Source organism: Pantoea sp. RCC30.1, from assembly GCF_058148845.1.
In genome coordinates this window covers 26,339-42,576 of record NZ_JBXUHX010000010.1, presented here as the reverse complement: position 1 = coordinate 42,576, position 16,238 = coordinate 26,339, and the positions used below count along the sequence as shown (strand labels likewise).

The window sequence follows — 16,238 nt, the reverse complement described above, 5'->3', positions numbered from 1 at the left end:
AATTACACCGCCACCTGTTCAGGCTGTTTCAGCCACTGCTGCAAACTCGCAACACGGCGAGTGACTAACTCATGAAACGCCTTATCAGACGCCAGTTCCGCAAACAGCGCGCTATCACTCAGGTATGCATGGAGCGGATCGGCGCTGGCGAACTGCTCACGTAGCGTATCGACCTGTAGCGCACCGTCCTGATAGCGATAGGGTAAATCGTCATTAGCCCATCGCTGCATAAACAGGAAGAACAGTGCAGGAATTACTGCCGTTGCGGTGGGCTGCGCACCGCGCTGGTAGCACTGTTGCAGGGTTGGCGTCACCATGCCGGGAATTTTGGATAACCCATCAGCACCGACGCGCTGATGGGTATCTTTAATGTAAGGATTACCAAAGCGGGCCAGCACCACGTCACGATAATCCGCTAAATCAAGCGGGCTGGGAGACAAAGAGGGAATGACATCCTGGGTCACATAGTCGTAAGCCAGTTGATAAATCGCCGGATGGCGGGTGCTCTCGTCGATATAGTTCAGACCAATCAGTGTGCCCGCCCAGGCAATCGCAGCATGTGTCGCATTGAGGATGCGAATTTTCGCCTCTTCCCACGGCAGTACCGATTCCACCAGTTCAACACCGACCTTTTCGAGCGCCGGGCGCCCGGCAATAAAATCATCCTCAATGACCCACTGAATAAAAGATTCGGCCATCACTGCTGCGCCATCCTGTTTGCCAGTCGCCGCCTGCACGCGTTCTGCCACCTCCGGAGTAGGACGCGGTGTAATGCGATCGACCATGGTATTCGGTGACCGGGTTTGCGTGCGCACCCAGTCGGCCAGCGCGGTATCGCCTTTGGCCGTCAGAAACGCCAGGAAGGCGTCACGGAAACGCTCACCATTGTGCCGCAGATTGTCGCAGTTCAGCAGCGTCACCGGCGCACCGCCTTGCGCAACACGCTGTGTCAGAATACGGCTGAGTGCGCCGTAGAGGGTGCGGATATCGCCACCCAGATCGGCCTTCACATCTGCCTGATTGAGATCCAGGGTAAACGCGGGTGTCAGGTAGTAACCCGCTTCGGTCACGGTAAAGCTAATTACACGCGTTTCCGCGCTGGCCCCTTGCTCAATCAACGCACTGATATCACTGTCCCACGGCAAAATTTTGCGCAGCGAGGTGATGGTTTCGTAGTCGCGCTTACCTTCAGGCGTCACGGTTTCCAGCACATATTCTCCCTGCTGCGCCGCGAGCTGATTGAGCAGCGGCAGTGCGTCATTACGGATATTGCCAAGCGCGATGCTCCAGCTTTCATCACCCTGCTCACGCAGTTTATGCAGATACCACGCCTGATGTGCCCGATGAAAAGATCCTGCACCGATGTGCATCCACACTGATTGGTTGTTCATAATCGCTCCATTTAAACATTTGCCACACTAAAGAGCATTTGCCCGATGACATTTAGCATAGTTCCCATTACGACGATCCTTCTGCGAGCTGAGTCACAAATAATACTTTTGCTCTTATAGAGGGCTTTTGCTCAGTTAGTGCTTTTCGACCCGCACGGCGTTAAGATGTCCCCTCGAATTCGACGGAACATCGTGATGAGCAGAGAAGAGAAAAAGCAGGAGCTGGCCGCACGTGCCGCATGGATGTATTACGTCGCAGGCGTAACACAGCAGGAGATTGCGCAGGCATTGGGTTTGTCACGACAGGTGGCGCAGCGTCTGGTATCCAGTGCACGTGAAATGGGTATGGTGAACGTAAAAATTGATCATCCCGTCACTCACTGCCTGCAGCTGGCGCGTGAGGTACAGGCGAAGTTTGGTCTGGATTTGTGCCGCGTGGTGCCATCGGCCAGTCTGAATGATGAAGCTATTCAACAAATGCTGGCAGTAGAGGGCGCGGCGGTGATGACACAATTCATCAATGAGGAAACGCCTCAGGTGTTCGGTATTGGTTCCGGTAAAACCCTGCGCTCAATGATCGATGCGCTACCCTGGGTTGATCGCCCGCAGCATCATTGCGTTTCCATGATTGGTGCCATCGCGCGGGATGATTCCGGTACACGCTATGACGTACCGTTGAAGATGGCCGAAAAGATGCAAGGTAAGTATTTCTTTATTCCTGCGCCCTTATACGCTGACACGCCAGAGGATAAAGCGATGTGGGTTCAGCATAAGGTTTACCAGCGCGTCATTGATCGCGCATTACAGGCGGACGTGGCCTTTGTGGGGATTGGCGAAGTGATGCCGGGCTGTCCTTTGAACGCTGAGGGGTTCATCACAGATGCGCAGGTCGAGGCGCTAAATGGGCGCGGTGTGGTGGGCGAAATGCTCGGTCACTTTTTCAATCAGCAGGGTGAACGGGTGTGGGGGGAAACAGATGAGTTACTGACCAGCGTGCGACTGGAAAGTCGGACTCAGCGTAAAATTATTGGCTTTGCAGGTAGCGAGCGCAAGTATCCAGCAATCCGTGCCGCATTACAGGGCGGGTGGGTATCGGGACTGGTAACCGATGAGGATACGGCGCTGAAGCTACTGCAAAAGTGATATCTCAGCATGGATGCAGAGTGCGAGGGCAGAACGCAAAGATGACGCAAAATCTCAAACGCGGCTCGCACTTATTCTGCGCAGGGCACGTTACACCAGTGCCCTGATTCCTTCGCCTTAACTAACATGTAACCCTTACTTCAGCGATCCCTTGAGGAACTGCTGTAAACGCGGGCTTTTCGGGCTACCGAACAGTTCCGCAGGCGGTCCCTGCTCTTCGATTTTGCCCTGATGCAGGAAAATCACATGGCTGGAGACGTGACGGGCAAACTCCATCTCGTGGGTCACGACCACCATGGTTTTGCCCTCTTCCGCCAGCTTCTGCATGATGCGCAGTACTTCCCCGACCAGCTCCGGATCAAGCGCTGACGTCGGTTCGTCAAACAGCAATACTTCTGGCTCCATCGCCAGCGCGCGCGCAATCGACACACGCTGTTGCTGACCGCCGGAGAGGTGAACCGGATACTTGGCCTGCGCCCGCGCATCAATGCCCACTTTATCGAGGTAGCGGATGGCGCGCTCGCGTGCTTCCGCTTTACTCAGCCCCAGCACCTGAATCGGCGCTTCCATAACATTTTCCAGCACCGTCATGTGGCTCCAGAGATTGAAGTGCTGGAACACCATGGTCAGGCTGGTACGCAATGCGCGCAGCTGCTCTTTGTCAGCCACTTTGAGCTGACCATCTTTGTCGCGAACCAGCGTAATCTGCTGGTTGTTGACCACTATGCTGCCTTCGCTCGGTTTTTCAAGGAAGTTGATGCAGCGTAAAAAGGTACTTTTCCCTGAACCGGACGATCCAATGATACTGATCACATCGCCCGCTTTAGCAGTTAACGAGACCCCTTTCAGCACTTCATGTTCACCGTAACGTTTATGCAATTCGGTGACGCTTAATTTATTGTCAGCCATAGTTCTACTCAATGCGATGAAGAGGGTTTCACGTGGGCCAGCCAGCGGCGTTCCGCCAGGCGGAACAGGCTGATCAACACGTAAGAGATAATCAGGTATAACACAGCCGCCAGGCCAAAGGCGGTGAACGGCTGATAGGTCGCCGAGTTAATATCCCGCGCGATTTTCAGCAGATCCGGCACCGTGGCGGTGAAAGCCAGCGCCGTGGAGTGCAGCATCAGAATCACTTCGTTACTGTAGGCCGGCAGTGCCGTCCGCAACGCAGAAGGCAGGATAATGCAGCGATAGAGTTTAAAGGTTGAGAAGCCATAAGCCCGTGCTGCCTCAATTTCACCGTGTGGCACAGAGCGGATCGCACCCGCAAAGATTTCCGTGGTGTAGGCACAGGTGTTGAGGGTGAAGGCGAGCAGCGTACAGTTCAGACCACTGCGGAAAAACGCATTCAGCAGTTCTGTACCTTTCACAATTTCCAGCGTGTACATGCCGGAGTAGAACACCAGCAGCTGCACATAGAGCGGCGTGCCACGAAACACGTAGGTAAAGAGCCAGACCGGAAAACTGATAAACCGGTTAGGCGAAACCCGCGCTATCGCCAGCAGGATCGCCAGGCAGCCGCCAACAGTCACCGAGAGGATCAGCAGCCACAGGGTGATAGCCACACCGGTAAAACGATATCCGTCAGTCCAGAGCAGCGATTTCCAGTATTCCTGAATAATCTCAATCATAACTCGCCCTCTTCACACCGACCGTATAGCGACGGTTGAGCCACCACAGCACGCCATTCGACAGCGTGGTGAACACCAGATAAATCACACCGGCCACAATGGCAAAGTAGAACGGCTGCCAGGTACTTTTTCCCGCCAGCTGTGTGGCCTTCACCACATCTTCCAGCCCCAGCAGCGAGACCAGTGCGGTGGCTTTCAGAATCACCTGCCAGTTGTTGCCGATACCCGGTAGCGCATAGCGCATCATGGCCGGAAACAGAATACGGCGGAACACCTGCGCGCCGGTAAAGCCAAACGCGGTGGCTGCTTCAATCTGCCCCTGAGGGACGGCCATAAAAGCGCCGCGGAACGTTTCGGTGAAGTAGGCACCATAAATAAAGCCGAGCGTGATGATACCGGCAACCATCGGGTCGATATCAAACTGCGCCATGCCCAGCGCATCGGTTATCTGGTTGAGGACAATCTGCAGACCGTAGAAAATCAGCAGCATCAGTACGAGGTCTGGCACGCCACGAATCAGCGTGGTGTAGCCTTCAAAAATCATCGCTAGCGGCCGGCTGCGCGACAGTTTCGCGCCTGCGCCAATCAGGCCCAGCAGAACTGCCAGCACGACGGAGGTGAGCGCAAGCTCCAGCGTCACCAGCGTGCCCCGAAGAATTACATCAGAATAGCCATACAGCATCGAGAGGGTCCTGTCGTGGGGTGAAAACGAAACGCTGCCCGCCAGCGAGACGGGCAGTTTAGCTTTACCTCTCCGTTACAGATGCCATCCGCCATTAGCGGGCCAGGACCAGGTTCAGCACCTGGCAGAACCGGCTCAGCCCCGGCAAAATGGCAGGATGCAAAGAGGGTAAAGCGACAGGATGGTTAATCGCCGTATACATTGAAATCGAAGTATTTCTTCGCAATCTTATCGTAGGTGCCATCTTTACGTATGTCAGCAAAGGCTTTGTCGATGGCGGCTTTCAGTTCGCTGTCATCTTTACGCAGTCCCATACCGGTACCGACGCCAAAGATCTTATCATCTTTCACCGAAGGACCCGCGAAAGCGTAGTTTTTACCGACTGGCTGCTTCAGGAAACCTTCACTGGCCTGCACTTCATCCTGGAAAGCCGCGTCAATACGACCGGCATTCAGGTCCTGATAGACCAGATCCTGGTTAGCATAAGGTGTGACGTTGACCCCTTTTGGCCGCCAGTTCTGATTGGCATAAGTTTCCTGCGTCGTGCCCTGTAGCAGACCGATATTTTTACCTTTCAGTGACTCGATAGTCGGCTGAATTTTCGATCCTTTCGGTGCGACTAAACGCGCGTTAGCGGCGTAGAGTTTTTCCGAGAAGGCGATCTCTTCCTGACGTTTTGCTGTGATGGAAAGTGAGGAGATGATGGCATCAATTTTCTTCGCTTTCAGCGAGGGGATCAGCGCATCGAAGTCGCTTTCAACATAGGTACATTGGGTATGAATACGTTTACAGATTTCGTTAGCGAGGTCGATATCGAAGCCCACTAACTTGCCTTGCGCGTCTTTCGACTCAAACGGTGGGTAAGTTGGATCTGTGCCGATGCGGATTGAACCCGGAACTGCCGCGAAGACGCTGGCAGCACTGGATAAACCCAGCATCAGGGAAAGAGCCAGAACACGCTTTTTCATAGATTACCCTCAAGTGAAGTGCTTTTTGTTATGTGGTTCGTGATGTGTTTGCGCAAAGTAATTTGCATGTTTCATGCCAGATCTGCAAGTTATCCACGCAGTTAGCGTGATGTCAGACAGGCGAAAACGCTGTATTTGTGAGGGGAATATAGCAGTGTGGTGAAAGAGAAAAAGCGACGTTGTTAACTTTTGGTGCACCAAATGCACGAAGAGTGATCCGAGGCGCGCTTATGCACTAAATAAGTGCGCCAGCGGAACTTTATGCACCCTGCCAGCGCGCGAAGAGATCTTCCGGTAATTCGATATCAAACTGGTCGATAACCCGGTTGACGGTCTGGTCGATTAGCTGATCGATAGTTTCAGGCCGATGATAAAAAGCCGGCACAGGCGGCATGATAATCGCACCCAGTTCGGCGGCGGTAGTCATCATTCGCAGGTGGCCAACGTGCAGCGGGGTTTCACGTACACACAACACCAGCTTACGCTGCTCTTTTAACACGACGTCAGCCGCACGGGTCAGCAACGAGTCGCTGTAACTGTGAACGATGCCTGAAAGCGTTTTCATTGAGCAGGGTAAAATCGCCATGCCCAGCGTTTTAAACGAACCCGACGAGATATTTGCTGCAATATCGCGCACGTCATGCACCACATCGGCCAGCGCCTGCACATCACGCAGCGAATAATCGCTCTCCAGACCCAGCGTCTGACGCGCCGCCTGGCTCATGACCAGATGCGTTTCTACTTCTTCCACCTGCTGCAATACCTGCAGCATGCGCACGCCATAGATCACCCCGCTTGCGCCAGAGATGCCAATGATGAGTCGTTTCATATTCCAACCTTATGTCAGCCAATGCGCCATCATACGCGGCCAGCGGGTTTCTGAAAACAAACAGGGCGGGATTGCTCCCGCCCTGCTTTATGCTGCCCGCCTGCCAGGGTTATCAGCCCTCGTTGTGCAGCTCAAGGTTTTCGACTTCGTTCTGGCGCTGAAGCGCTTTGGCGTCATCGTTACGCAGCGATTCCAGATACTCCAGATACTGCTGATCGACATCTTTCGTCACGTAAATACCGTTGAATACCGAACATTCGAACTGGGCAATGTCCGGATTCTCTTCACGCACTGCTTCGATCAGATCGTCCAGGTCCTGGAAAATCAACGCATCGGCTTTAATCAGCTGGCGAATTTCTTCCACTTCGCGGCCGTGCGCAATCAGTTCCGTGGCGCTTGGCATATCGATGCCGTAGACGTTCGGGAAACGAATTTCCGGTGCAGCAGAAGCCAGATAAACCCGTTTTGCGCCCGCTTCACGCGCCATCTCAATGATCTGCTCTGAGGTGGTGCCACGCACGATGGAGTCATCCACCAGCAGGACGTTTTTATCACGGAATTCAGCGCGGTTAGCGTTGAGCTTGCGGCGTACCGCGCTGCGACGTAACTGCTGTCCCGGCATGATAAAAGTACGGCCAACGTAACGATTTTTCACGAAGCCCTGACGATAAGGCTTGTCAAGAATACGGGCGATTTCCAGCGCGATATCGGTTGAGGTTTCAGGAATCGGAATCACGACGTCGATTTCCAGATCTTCCCACTCGCGGGCAATTTTCGCGCCCAGCTTGGTACCCATACGGACACGGGCGCTGTAGACGGAGATTTTGTCCAGGAAGGAGTCAGGACGAGCAAAATAGACATACTCGAACAGGCACGGATTGCTTTTCGGGTTTTCAGCACACTGGCGGGTAGACAACTGGCCCGCTTCAGTAACATAAACCGCTTCACCCGGTGCGACGTCACGGATGAACTCAAAGCCCAGCGTATCCAGCGCCACGCTCTCGGAGGCGACCATATATTCGGTGCGACCATCAGCGATAACGCGCTTGCCCAGCACCAGCGGACGGATACCGTTGGGATCACGGAAGGCAACCATGCCGTGGCCGATAATCATCGCCACTACGGCGTAGGCGCCGCGTACCTGCTGATGCACGGCAGCCACCGCAGCGAAAATGTTGTCGGCTTGCAGCGGATCGTTTTGAAAACGATCTAACTCCTGCGCAAAGATGTTCAGCAGGATTTCAGAGTCTGAGGTGGTGTTAACGTGACGGCGGCCCTTTTCAAACAGGTGCTTACGCAGCACGTGGGCGTTGGTCAGGTTACCGTTGTGCGCCAGGGTGATGCCGTACGGGGAGTTTACATAGAAGGGCTGCGCTTCAGAGGCACTGGAGCTTCCCGCGGTTGGATAACGCGCATGGCCAATCCCCATATTGCCCTGCAGACGCTGCATGTGGCGTGCTTCGAAAACGTCGCTGACCAGGCCGTTTGCCTTTCGCAGGCGAAAACATTTCAGCGCATCGATTGTACAAATGCCTGCGGCATCCTGCCCGCGGTGCTGGAGCACCGTTAACGCGTCATAGATCGACTGGTTGACCGGCATGAAACCGGTGATACCGACAATACCGCACATGTTGTCATTTCCTCATTAAGCCGCACTCCCGGTCACATCACCGGGGTAAAAAACTCGACGTGCTTTTCAGGTAATCAAAAAACCACCTGATGATATAACTGAACTCGGGAATGAGTTGAGACTGTTGCCAGTCCGGACTTTTGGAAAAGCCAGTGAATGTATCAAGGAAAAACAGCAAGGCGGCTACAATCAGCACCCCACGCAACGCCCCGAAACAGACTCCCAACACCCGGTCGGTTCCCGACAGGCCGGTTTTCTCAACCAGCGTGCCGATCACGTAGTTCACGATGGCCCCCACAATCAGAGTAGCCACAAACAGCACACCAATGGCGATACCGTTACGAACCAGTTCGTCATCAAAACCTGTAAACCAGACTGCAAGGTAGGCGTAGTAATGACTGGCGACAAAAAACGCGCATCCCCAGGTAACGAGAGATAAGGCTTCCCGGACAAACCCACGGACGAGGCTGACCAGAGCCGAAAAACCAACTACCGCAATAATGACGTAATCAATCCAGATCATGAACTCTTCCAGCGCCAGTGCAATTGCACCCCTGCATCCAGTTCGGGGCGCATTCTAACAGAAAAAGAAAACGTTTGCGTAGCGGTTTTCTTTTTCTGCATCCATAAAAAAGGCGATGAAAAAAACCTCAATCGCCCGGGTGATTTTCAGCCGGACAGGCCGTTGAAAATCTTCACTATTTGACGCTACACCACGCCCTGTATGCCGGGCAAAAGACGCTGCCTGTTACTGCTATCGGCAGCGTCAATCGCTGGCTTTAGCGGGCGCTGTACGGTTTCACGACACCGCCCAATCCTGAGATGCTTTTCAGCTCGCCAACTGCGCTCTGCATTTTGGCTTTCGACGCATCCGGCCCGACGTAAATGCGGGTGATCTGACCCTGTACCGGCGTTGAAGGCACGGTAAAGGCGCGATAGCCCGACAGTCGCAACTGCGCGACAATCTCATTCACTTTGCTGGCGTTTTTCAGCGCTCCTAACTGCACCACATAAGCCTGACCTGCCGGTGCTGTCGTCTCTGCTGCTTTCGGCGCCTCTTCCTGCTTCGGTTGTTCGACCGCTTTAGGCGGTTCAGCCGGCTTCGGTTTAGGCTGTTCCACAGCTTTTGGCTTCTGCTGTTCGACCGGCTTCTGCTTAGGCTGCTCAGTGACTTTAGGTTTCTGCTGCTCTGCCGCTTTCGGCTTCGTCACCGTCTGGGCAGGCACAGATTGATGAACCGGCGGCGGCGAGACGACCACCGGATCGCTCTCTTCGTCCGGCTGAGTCCGCCCCTGCTCTGCCGTGGCGTTGGTTTTGCCATTGCCATTACTGCTGCTGACCGCATTGCCCGCGCCTTCCGGCGGCTGAGCCGGCAGCGACTGGGTTACCGGCGGCACCATTTCGCTGTCCTGCTGATCGTCAGGTTTCGGCACCAGCGGAATGGCGGCGAACTCCTCTTTATAATGCTTTTTTTGACCATCCAGCAGCCCTGGCAGCACAATCACGCCAACGGCGACCAGAATAACGGTGCCGACTAAACGGTTCTGAAACTTACTTGCCACGTCCTTTCTCCGTTTCAATCGATTCCATGACCTGTGCAACGGTGTGGAATGAACCACAGACCAGCACAGTGTCCTGCGGCGCGGCCCGCTGGCGTGCCTGCTGCCAGGCGAGATCAACCGAGCTAAAGGCTTCGCCCTGCGACAGGCAGTCCAGCAGTTGCTCAGCACTGGCGCCGCGCGGACCGTCAAGCGGAGCGCAGTACCAGGCATCAACCATGGGTGCCAGCGCCGCCAGCGTACCGGGAATATCTTTATCATGCAGCATGCCCACGACGGCATGCACTTTGCCGTGTTTCGGCAGAGCCGCCAGCCGCGACGCCAGATAGGTTGCAGCATGCGGATTATGGGCGACATCCAGAATTACGCGCGGTGATTCGCTGATAGTCTGAAAACGCCCTGGCAGCATCGCCAGCGGCAGGCTCGCGCGAATCTGCGCCTCACTGACCTCCAGTCCTGAGACACGCAGCGCCACCAGCGCGGTCGCCGCGTTAGGCAGCGGCACCTGTGGCAGCGGCAGATCGTTCAGCTCGCCCTGCGCATCACGCAGCGACCAGCTTTCAGCCTGCGCATGCCAGGACCAGTCGCGGTTGCGCTGTAACAGCTGAGCGCCTTTTTCCTGCGCGACCACAGCGATGCTGTGTGGCATATCGGGTTCACCGACTACCGCCGGTTTCCCCGCCCGAAAGACACCCGCTTTCTCACGCCCGATGCTTTCGCGATCCGGACCCAGCCAGTCGGTGTGATCCAGTGCAATGCTGGTGACTACGGCGACATCGGCATCCACAATGTTGGTGGCATCCAGTCGTCCGCCGAGGCCGACTTCCAGGATCACGACATCCAGCTGCGCCTGGCGGAACAGATTAAGCGCGGAGAGCGTGCCAAATTCAAAATAGGTCAGCGAAATTTCGGCACGTCCGGCTTCAATCTCCGCAAAGCTGGCGCAGTGCTGCGCGTCCCTCAGCTCCTCTCCCTGAACCCGAACACGCTCGGTGTAGCGCACCAGATGTGGCGAACTGTAGACGCCAACGCGGTAACCCGCAGCGATCAGCAGCGTTTCCAGAGTGCGACAGGTCGTGCCTTTGCCGTTGGTACCGGCCACGGTAAAGACAAAGGGAGCGGGTTTCAGCAGGTCGAGACGAAGCGCTACCTGACGAATACGGTCCAGACCCAGTTCGATGGCCTGAGTATGCAGGTGCTCAAGATAATAAAGCCACGTGGCCAAAGGCGACGTGGCTTGAGGAAGGTGAAGATTGTCCATATGTCCCGTTTTGCTTATTTATACCTGGCAGACTGGTGCTGCGGTATACGGTGCATTGGTAAGAGGCGCGGCGGGCGCGCCTCTCTATCTCCTGTCAGGCCTCGTTGCTTTCCGATTCAGTCGTCGCAGGAGCGGACTGTTCACCGTCATGCAGCGGTGCCGGCAGGTTCATCATTTTTGCCAGCAGGCTTGCCAGTTTGTAGCGCATTTCCGGACGACGAATGATCATATCAATCGCGCCCTTCTCAATCAGGAACTCACTGCGCTGGAAGCCCGGCGGCAGTTTTTCACGCACGGTCTGCTCAATCACGCGGGGGCCGGCAAAGCCGATCAGCGCTTTAGGTTCCGCAATATTGAGGTCACCCAGCATCGCAAAACTGGCCGAAACGCCACCCATGGTCGGGTCAGTCAGCACGGAAATATACGGAAGACCGCGCTCGCGCATTTTGGCCAGAGCCGCACTGGTTTTCGCCATCTGCATCAGCGACTGCAGCGCTTCCTGCATACGGGCACCACCACTGGCGGAGAAGCAGATCAGCGGGCAGTTATCTTCTAACGCCTGCTCAACCGCACGCACAAAGCGCGCACCGACCACAGAACCCATTGAACCGCCCATAAAGGCAAATTCAAAGGCGGCCGCAACAACCGGCATGCCGTGCAGCTGACCTTTCATGACGACCAGCGCATCTTTCTCGCCGGTATCTTTCTGGGCCGCTACCAGACGGTCTTTATACTTTTTGGAGTCACGGAACTTGAGCAAATCTTTAGGTTCAAGTTCACTGCCCAGCTCAACCATGGTGCCCTGATCCATGACACTGCCGAGGCGCTCACGGGCATGCATACGCATGTGATGGTCACACTTCGGACAGACCTCAAGGTTACGCTCCAGCTCGGCGCGGTAGAGAACCTGGCCACAACTGTCACACTTGGTCCAGACCCCTTCCGGAATACTGGCTTTGCGCACAGGCGTTCCGGTGCTTTTATTAAGAATGCGTTCAATCCAGCTCATTGATGACCTTTCTGTTTAAAACTGACCTGGTCCAGTCGTCTTGATACTGCTGAAAACCGCTTCAGCAGACGGTAAATGTCGCTCATTAAACCACAACCGGTTCAGACTGTGGATAAAAATCTGGTCTTACCCCTGAGCGAAGTCTTACGGCAGCTTCTGCTGCTTAGCCTGACGGCGATGACGCCAGACTTCAATCACGCCTGGCAGAATCGAGACCAGGATAATGCCAACGATCAGCAGTTTCAGGTTTTCCTGCACCACCGGCAGATCGCCAAACAGGTAGCCGGCATAGGAGAACAGCAGAACCCACAACAGCGCACCCGTCACGTTGAACAGCGCAAAGTGGCGATAGGACATATGGCCCATACCGGCAACAAACGGTGCGAACGTCCGGACGATCGGCACAAAGCGCGCCAGAATAATGGTTTTTCCGCCGTGACGAGCATAAAACGCATGGGTTTTATCCAGATGGCTGCGACGGAAAATCTTCGAGTTCGGATTACTGAACAACCGTTCGCCAAACAAGCGGCCAATGGTATAGTTCACCGCATCGCCCAGAACCGCCGCTACCACTAACAATGCCGCCATAATGTGCACATTGAGATCGTTACCCGGCAGCGCGGCCAGAGCGCCCGCCACAAACAGCAGCGAATCACCCGGCAGGAATGGCGTCACCACCAGTCCGGTTTCACAGAACAAAATCAGGAACAAAATAGCGTAAATCCAGATACCGTACTGTGCAACCAGTTCGGCCAGATGCACATCGATGTGCAGAATAAAATCGACCAGAAAATGGAGAAACTCCATAGCGCGCCCTTTTAAGTCCTGAAAGTGAATTAATCCGCGAGGAACAACGGTCCCATCGACGGCTGTGGTAACGCAAAGTGGGATGGGTAATCCACCGCCACCAGATACAACCCCTCTGCCCGGGCTGTGGCTGCGGCTAATGTCCGATCCTTCGCCGCCAGCAGCGTTGCCATCCATGACTCCGGCTTATTGCCGCAGCCTATCTCCATCAGGCTGCCCACGATATTGCGCACCATGTGATGCACAAAGGCGTTGGCTTTGATATCCACAATCACGTAAGAGCCCTGACGCGTCACGTTGAGGTGAATCACGTTGCGCCACGGTGTCCGTGACTGGCACTGCACCGCGCGGAATGAGGTGAAATCATTCTCGCCTAACAAACATTGCCCGGCGCGCTGCATCTTCTCCGCATCCAGAGGATGGTAGAAGTGCGTGACGCCCTGCGCCAGCACCGCCGGACGCAGACGCTGATTGTAGATCAGGTAGCGATAGCGTCGGGCCGTGGCGCTGAAGCGGGCATGAAATTCATCCGGCACCGCTTTCACCCAGCGCACTGCAATATCCGGCGGCAGATTGGCGTTGACGCCCAGCGTCCAGGCACCATCAGGCCGCTGCGATGTGGTCTCGAAATGGACCACCTGCCCCGTTCCGTGAACGCCCGCATCAGTCCGGCCGGCACAAAAAATGCTGACCGGGTGATCGGCGACTTTAGACAGCGCGCGCTCTACCTTCTCCTGCACGCTGCGGACTTCGTTCTGACGCTGCCAGCCGTAGTAACGGCTGCCGTCATACTCGATGCCGAGCGCCAGTTTTTGCGTCTGACCATCGGACATGGTTACAGATACTCCTGAACCAGTTTCTCAGCGGTTTTCACCGCCATCAGCGCGCCGCCAAAACGAATGTTGTCCGCCACTGACCAGAACTGCAGCAACTCCGGAATACCGTAGTCGTTGCGTACCGCGCCGATGCTCAGTTCGCCGTTGCCTGAGGCATCCGTAACCGGCGTCGGCACTTCATCCTCTTCGCTCAGACGAATATCTGACGCCAGCGCCAGCTCGGCGCGCGCTTCTTCTGCAGAGAGCGGGCGCAGGTTTTCGATATGCACAATCTGCGCATTACCATAGAACACCGGCGCCTGTACGCTGCTGACCGCAATCGGTAAGCCTTCGTCCTGCAATACCTTACGCACCTGATCAATCAGACGGCGTTCGCTTTCCACGCTGCCTTCTGCATCGGCCTGTTGGGGCATCAGGTTAAACGCCAGCTGACGACCAAAGTGATGTTCATCGGCCGGGATACCATTCAGCAGACGGGCACTTTCCCCGGCCAGCGCATCTACCGCCACTTTGCCGTAGCTGGAGACCGAGATCAGGTTAGTCACATGTAAACGGCTCAGTCCGGCTGCATCTACCAGCGGTTTAATCGCGGTCAGCAGCTGACTCACCAGATTATCTGCCACGCTGATGATGTTGCGATTACGATAATCAGCCAGCACCTGCGGATTCACATCCGGCACGACCAGCGGCACATCAGGTTCCAGCGCAAACAGCTCGCTGCTGTCGATCACCAGACAACCAGCGTTGGCCGCTTCATCGGCAAAGCGCGCCGAAGCATCACGTCCCGCCACGAAAAAGGCCAGCTGCGCCTGTGACCAGTCGAACGTCTCTGCATTTTCGACCCGCACTGAGCGGCCCTCGTAACGCTTAATTTCGCCCGCGCTGTTTTCGCTGGCCAGCAAATATAATTCACCAACCGGGAACTGGCGTTCCGCCAGCAATTCCAGTACAGCGTTCCCTACTGCGCCTGTCGCGCCAAGTAGCGCAATATTCCAGCCGTCAGACATGTTGGTTTACTCCAGACAATGACATAAAAACAGAAGGCGGTGATATTCACCGCCCAGGGATTCAGATTTATCCCCGTCGTCTTTCACGTTGCATCTTTGTTGGCTGCGTTCACTCACCCGAATCACTTACCTGAGTAAGCTCATCGGGATTCGTTCTCTTGCCGCCTCAATGCAACCCGAAATCCAATGGGTATATCCCCCCAGAACCCGCCGTCATGCAGACATGCCAGCAGCACGTGCCTTCCGTTCACTGACTGATTCAGTGCGGGAAACCGCGCCGGGACGACTGACCTGCAGCGCCCGTTATTTCGGGGAGGTTGTTGCGTTAAAGCCCAGCTGGTTCAGCATCTCAGCCGTTGTGGCGTCATCACAGTTCACCTGCAGCGACGACCATTCGCGGCGCTCCAGATACTGCTTACGCAGGCGATCAAATTCGCCGGGTTTCGCCGCCACTTTACGCAGGGGGGCATCATCGCGGCGCACATCATACACCAGATGCGCCAGGCGTTTCAGCGTTGGCTGATCCAGCGGGCCATTCAGGGTGATTTCACTGAATTCCGGCTCCGGCAGTAAAGTGTTGAGCGGCACCTGCTGCGGCTGACCAATAAAGTCGCACCAGGCTTCAAATACCTGAGTGGTACCGCGTGCTTTGCCTTCCAGGGTATAGCCCGCGATGTGTGGCGTGGCGATGTCGACCTTATCGAGTAGCGCCAGCGAGAGATCCGGCTCAGGCTCCCAGACATCCAGCACGACGCTGAGATCGTGGCGCATTTTCAGCACTTCAAGCAGCGCGCTATTGTCAACCACCGGGCCGCGACAGGCGTTAATCAGAATAGTATTGGGCTTCAGCGCCATCAGCAGCGCCGCATCCGCCAGATGCCAGCTTTTATAGGGGCCATCTTTAAACAGCGGGGTATGGAACGTCAGAATATCAGCCTGCTGGGCCACCGCTTCCAGCGACAGGAAATCCCCCTCGTCACCGCGATCGGCGCGCGGCGGATCGCACAGCAGGGTTTTAATGCCCCAGGCCTCCAGCCGCTTTTGCAGTCGCCCGCCGACGTTACCGACGCCAACGATGCCGACAGTACGGTCACGCAGCTCAAAACCATCGCGTTCCGCCAGCAGCAGCAGCGCAGAGAAAACATATTCCACTACCGCAATGGCGTTACAGCCCGGTGCGGCAGAGAACGCAATGCCCGCCTGCTGCAGCCAGTTCTCGTCGATATGATCGGTGCCCGCCGTGGCGGTTCCGACAAACCTCACCGGTTTTTCAGCCAGCAGAGCCTCATTCACCTGGGTGACTGAGCGCACCATCAGGCCATCGGCATCGGCCAGTTCAGCCACCGGCAGCGGACGTCCCGGCACCGCAACAACGTCGCCGGTACGGCTGAATAACTCACGGGCATAAGGCATATTTTCATCGACCAGAATTTTCACTGTGGCTTTCCTGTCAGTTGCAGATAAGGGAATGATTCTGGCACA

General features: G+C 55.6%; 16 protein-coding genes. 1 reads left to right on the top strand and 15 read right to left on the bottom strand.

Annotated elements, in window-relative coordinates:
- Positions 1 to 2 precede the first annotated feature (2 nt).
- Entirely contained in the window at positions 3 to 1,391 is a 1,389-nt protein-coding gene (gene dalD, locus AC2LB6_RS10945; RefSeq protein WP_490093514.1) for a D-arabinitol 4-dehydrogenase, read from the bottom strand.
- Positions 1,392 to 1,586: 195 nt separating this feature from the next.
- Here dalD and AC2LB6_RS10940 point away from each other — a divergent pair, with 195 nt between their 5' ends.
- On the top strand, positions 1,587 to 2,534 hold the full coding sequence (locus AC2LB6_RS10940; RefSeq protein WP_010258017.1) for a sugar-binding transcriptional regulator: 948 nt from the start codon (positions 1,587 to 1,589) through the stop codon (positions 2,532 to 2,534).
- Positions 2,535 to 2,669: 135 nt separating this feature from the next.
- Here AC2LB6_RS10940 and hisP read toward each other — a convergent pair whose 3' ends face one another.
- The 14 genes from hisP to pdxB all read right to left on the bottom strand — a co-directional run bounded on the left by hisP (position 2,670) and on the right by pdxB (position 16,193).
- Entirely contained in the window at positions 2,670 to 3,443 is a 774-nt protein-coding gene (hisP, locus tag AC2LB6_RS10935; protein ID WP_490093513.1) for a histidine ABC transporter ATP-binding protein HisP, read from the bottom strand.
- A gap of 8 nt (positions 3,444 to 3,451) precedes the next feature.
- Positions 3,452 to 4,168, bottom strand: coding sequence for an ABC transporter permease (locus AC2LB6_RS10930; RefSeq protein ID WP_090959168.1), 717 nt, complete (start codon positions 4,166 to 4,168; stop codon positions 3,452 to 3,454).
- Positions 4,161 to 4,850, bottom strand: coding sequence for a histidine ABC transporter permease HisQ (locus AC2LB6_RS10925; RefSeq protein ID WP_010258006.1), 690 nt, complete (start codon positions 4,848 to 4,850; stop codon positions 4,161 to 4,163). The genes AC2LB6_RS10930 and AC2LB6_RS10925 overlap by 8 nt, the downstream gene beginning before the upstream one ends.
- 185 nt (positions 4,851 to 5,035) lie before the next feature.
- Positions 5,036 to 5,818, bottom strand: a complete 783-nt coding sequence (argT, locus tag AC2LB6_RS10920) for a lysine/arginine/ornithine ABC transporter substrate-binding protein ArgT (RefSeq protein ID WP_490093512.1) — start codon at positions 5,816 to 5,818, stop codon at positions 5,036 to 5,038.
- A gap of 259 nt (positions 5,819 to 6,077) precedes the next feature.
- On the bottom strand, positions 6,078 to 6,647 hold the full coding sequence (locus tag AC2LB6_RS10915) for a UbiX family flavin prenyltransferase (protein ID WP_283547469.1): 570 nt from the start codon (positions 6,645 to 6,647) through the stop codon (positions 6,078 to 6,080).
- Positions 6,648 to 6,759: 112 nt separating this feature from the next.
- Positions 6,760 to 8,277, bottom strand: coding sequence for an amidophosphoribosyltransferase (gene purF / locus AC2LB6_RS10910; protein ID WP_490093511.1), 1,518 nt, complete (start codon positions 8,275 to 8,277; stop codon positions 6,760 to 6,762).
- 37 nt (positions 8,278 to 8,314) lie between these two features.
- On the bottom strand, positions 8,315 to 8,800 hold the full coding sequence (cvpA, locus tag AC2LB6_RS10905; protein WP_003854265.1) for a colicin V production protein: 486 nt from the start codon (positions 8,798 to 8,800) through the stop codon (positions 8,315 to 8,317).
- A 256-nt stretch (positions 8,801 to 9,056) separates the two neighbouring features.
- Positions 9,057 to 9,839 (bottom strand): cell division protein DedD, encoded by a 783-nt coding sequence (gene dedD, locus AC2LB6_RS10900; protein ID WP_490093510.1) that lies wholly within the window; start codon positions 9,837 to 9,839, stop codon positions 9,057 to 9,059.
- On the bottom strand, positions 9,829 to 11,097 hold the full coding sequence (gene folC, locus AC2LB6_RS10895; protein WP_490093509.1) for a bifunctional tetrahydrofolate synthase/dihydrofolate synthase: 1,269 nt from the start codon (positions 11,095 to 11,097) through the stop codon (positions 9,829 to 9,831). The genes dedD and folC overlap by 11 nt, the downstream gene beginning before the upstream one ends.
- A 94-nt stretch (positions 11,098 to 11,191) precedes the next feature.
- A complete protein-coding gene (gene accD, locus AC2LB6_RS10890) occupies positions 11,192 to 12,106 on the bottom strand; it encodes an acetyl-CoA carboxylase, carboxyltransferase subunit beta (RefSeq protein WP_136198488.1) in 915 nt (304 codons plus the stop codon).
- Between the two features lie 144 nt (positions 12,107 to 12,250).
- Positions 12,251 to 12,913 (bottom strand): DedA family protein, encoded by a 663-nt coding sequence (locus tag AC2LB6_RS10885; RefSeq protein WP_090959147.1) that lies wholly within the window; start codon positions 12,911 to 12,913, stop codon positions 12,251 to 12,253.
- 29 nt (positions 12,914 to 12,942) lie between these two features.
- On the bottom strand, positions 12,943 to 13,746 hold the full coding sequence (truA, locus tag AC2LB6_RS10880) for a tRNA pseudouridine(38-40) synthase TruA (protein ID WP_419138715.1): 804 nt from the start codon (positions 13,744 to 13,746) through the stop codon (positions 12,943 to 12,945).
- Between the two features lie 2 nt (positions 13,747 to 13,748).
- A complete protein-coding gene (locus tag AC2LB6_RS10875; protein ID WP_490093508.1) occupies positions 13,749 to 14,756 on the bottom strand; it encodes an aspartate-semialdehyde dehydrogenase in 1,008 nt (335 codons plus the stop codon).
- Positions 14,757 to 15,059: 303 nt separating this feature from the next.
- Positions 15,060 to 16,193, bottom strand: coding sequence for a 4-phosphoerythronate dehydrogenase PdxB (gene pdxB / locus AC2LB6_RS10870; protein WP_490093507.1), 1,134 nt, complete (start codon positions 16,191 to 16,193; stop codon positions 15,060 to 15,062).
- Between the last annotated feature and the right edge of the window lie 45 nt (positions 16,194 to 16,238).

Coding starts and splice junctions, on each gene's coding strand:
- purF (WP_490093511.1), bottom strand. CDS start 8,277: ATGTGCGGTATTGTCGGTATCACCGGTTTCATGCCGGTCAACCAGTCG.
- cvpA (WP_003854265.1), bottom strand. CDS start 8,800: ATGATCTGGATTGATTACGTCATTATTGCGGTAGTTGGTTTTTCGGCT.
- AC2LB6_RS10875 (WP_490093508.1), bottom strand. CDS start 14,756: ATGTCTGACGGCTGGAATATTGCGCTACTTGGCGCGACAGGCGCAGTA.
- AC2LB6_RS10915 (WP_283547469.1), bottom strand. CDS start 6,647: ATGAAACGACTCATCATTGGCATCTCTGGCGCAAGCGGGGTGATCTAT.
- AC2LB6_RS10885 (WP_090959147.1), bottom strand. CDS start 12,913: ATGGAGTTTCTCCATTTTCTGGTCGATTTTATTCTGCACATCGATGTG.
- AC2LB6_RS10940 (WP_010258017.1), top strand. CDS start 1,587: ATGAGCAGAGAAGAGAAAAAGCAGGAGCTGGCCGCACGTGCCGCATGG.
- accD (WP_136198488.1), bottom strand. CDS start 12,106: ATGAGCTGGATTGAACGCATTCTTAATAAAAGCACCGGAACGCCTGTG.
- argT (WP_490093512.1), bottom strand. CDS start 5,818: ATGAAAAAGCGTGTTCTGGCTCTTTCCCTGATGCTGGGTTTATCCAGT.
- folC (WP_490093509.1), bottom strand. CDS start 11,097: ATGGACAATCTTCACCTTCCTCAAGCCACGTCGCCTTTGGCCACGTGG.
- truA (WP_419138715.1), bottom strand. CDS start 13,746: ATGTCCGATGGTCAGACGCAAAAACTGGCGCTCGGCATCGAGTATGAC.
- dalD (WP_490093514.1), bottom strand. CDS start 1,391: ATGAACAACCAATCAGTGTGGATGCACATCGGTGCAGGATCTTTTCAT.
- AC2LB6_RS10930 (WP_090959168.1), bottom strand. CDS start 4,168: ATGATTGAGATTATTCAGGAATACTGGAAATCGCTGCTCTGGACTGAC.
- AC2LB6_RS10925 (WP_010258006.1), bottom strand. CDS start 4,850: ATGCTGTATGGCTATTCTGATGTAATTCTTCGGGGCACGCTGGTGACG.
- hisP (WP_490093513.1), bottom strand. CDS start 3,443: ATGGCTGACAATAAATTAAGCGTCACCGAATTGCATAAACGTTACGGT.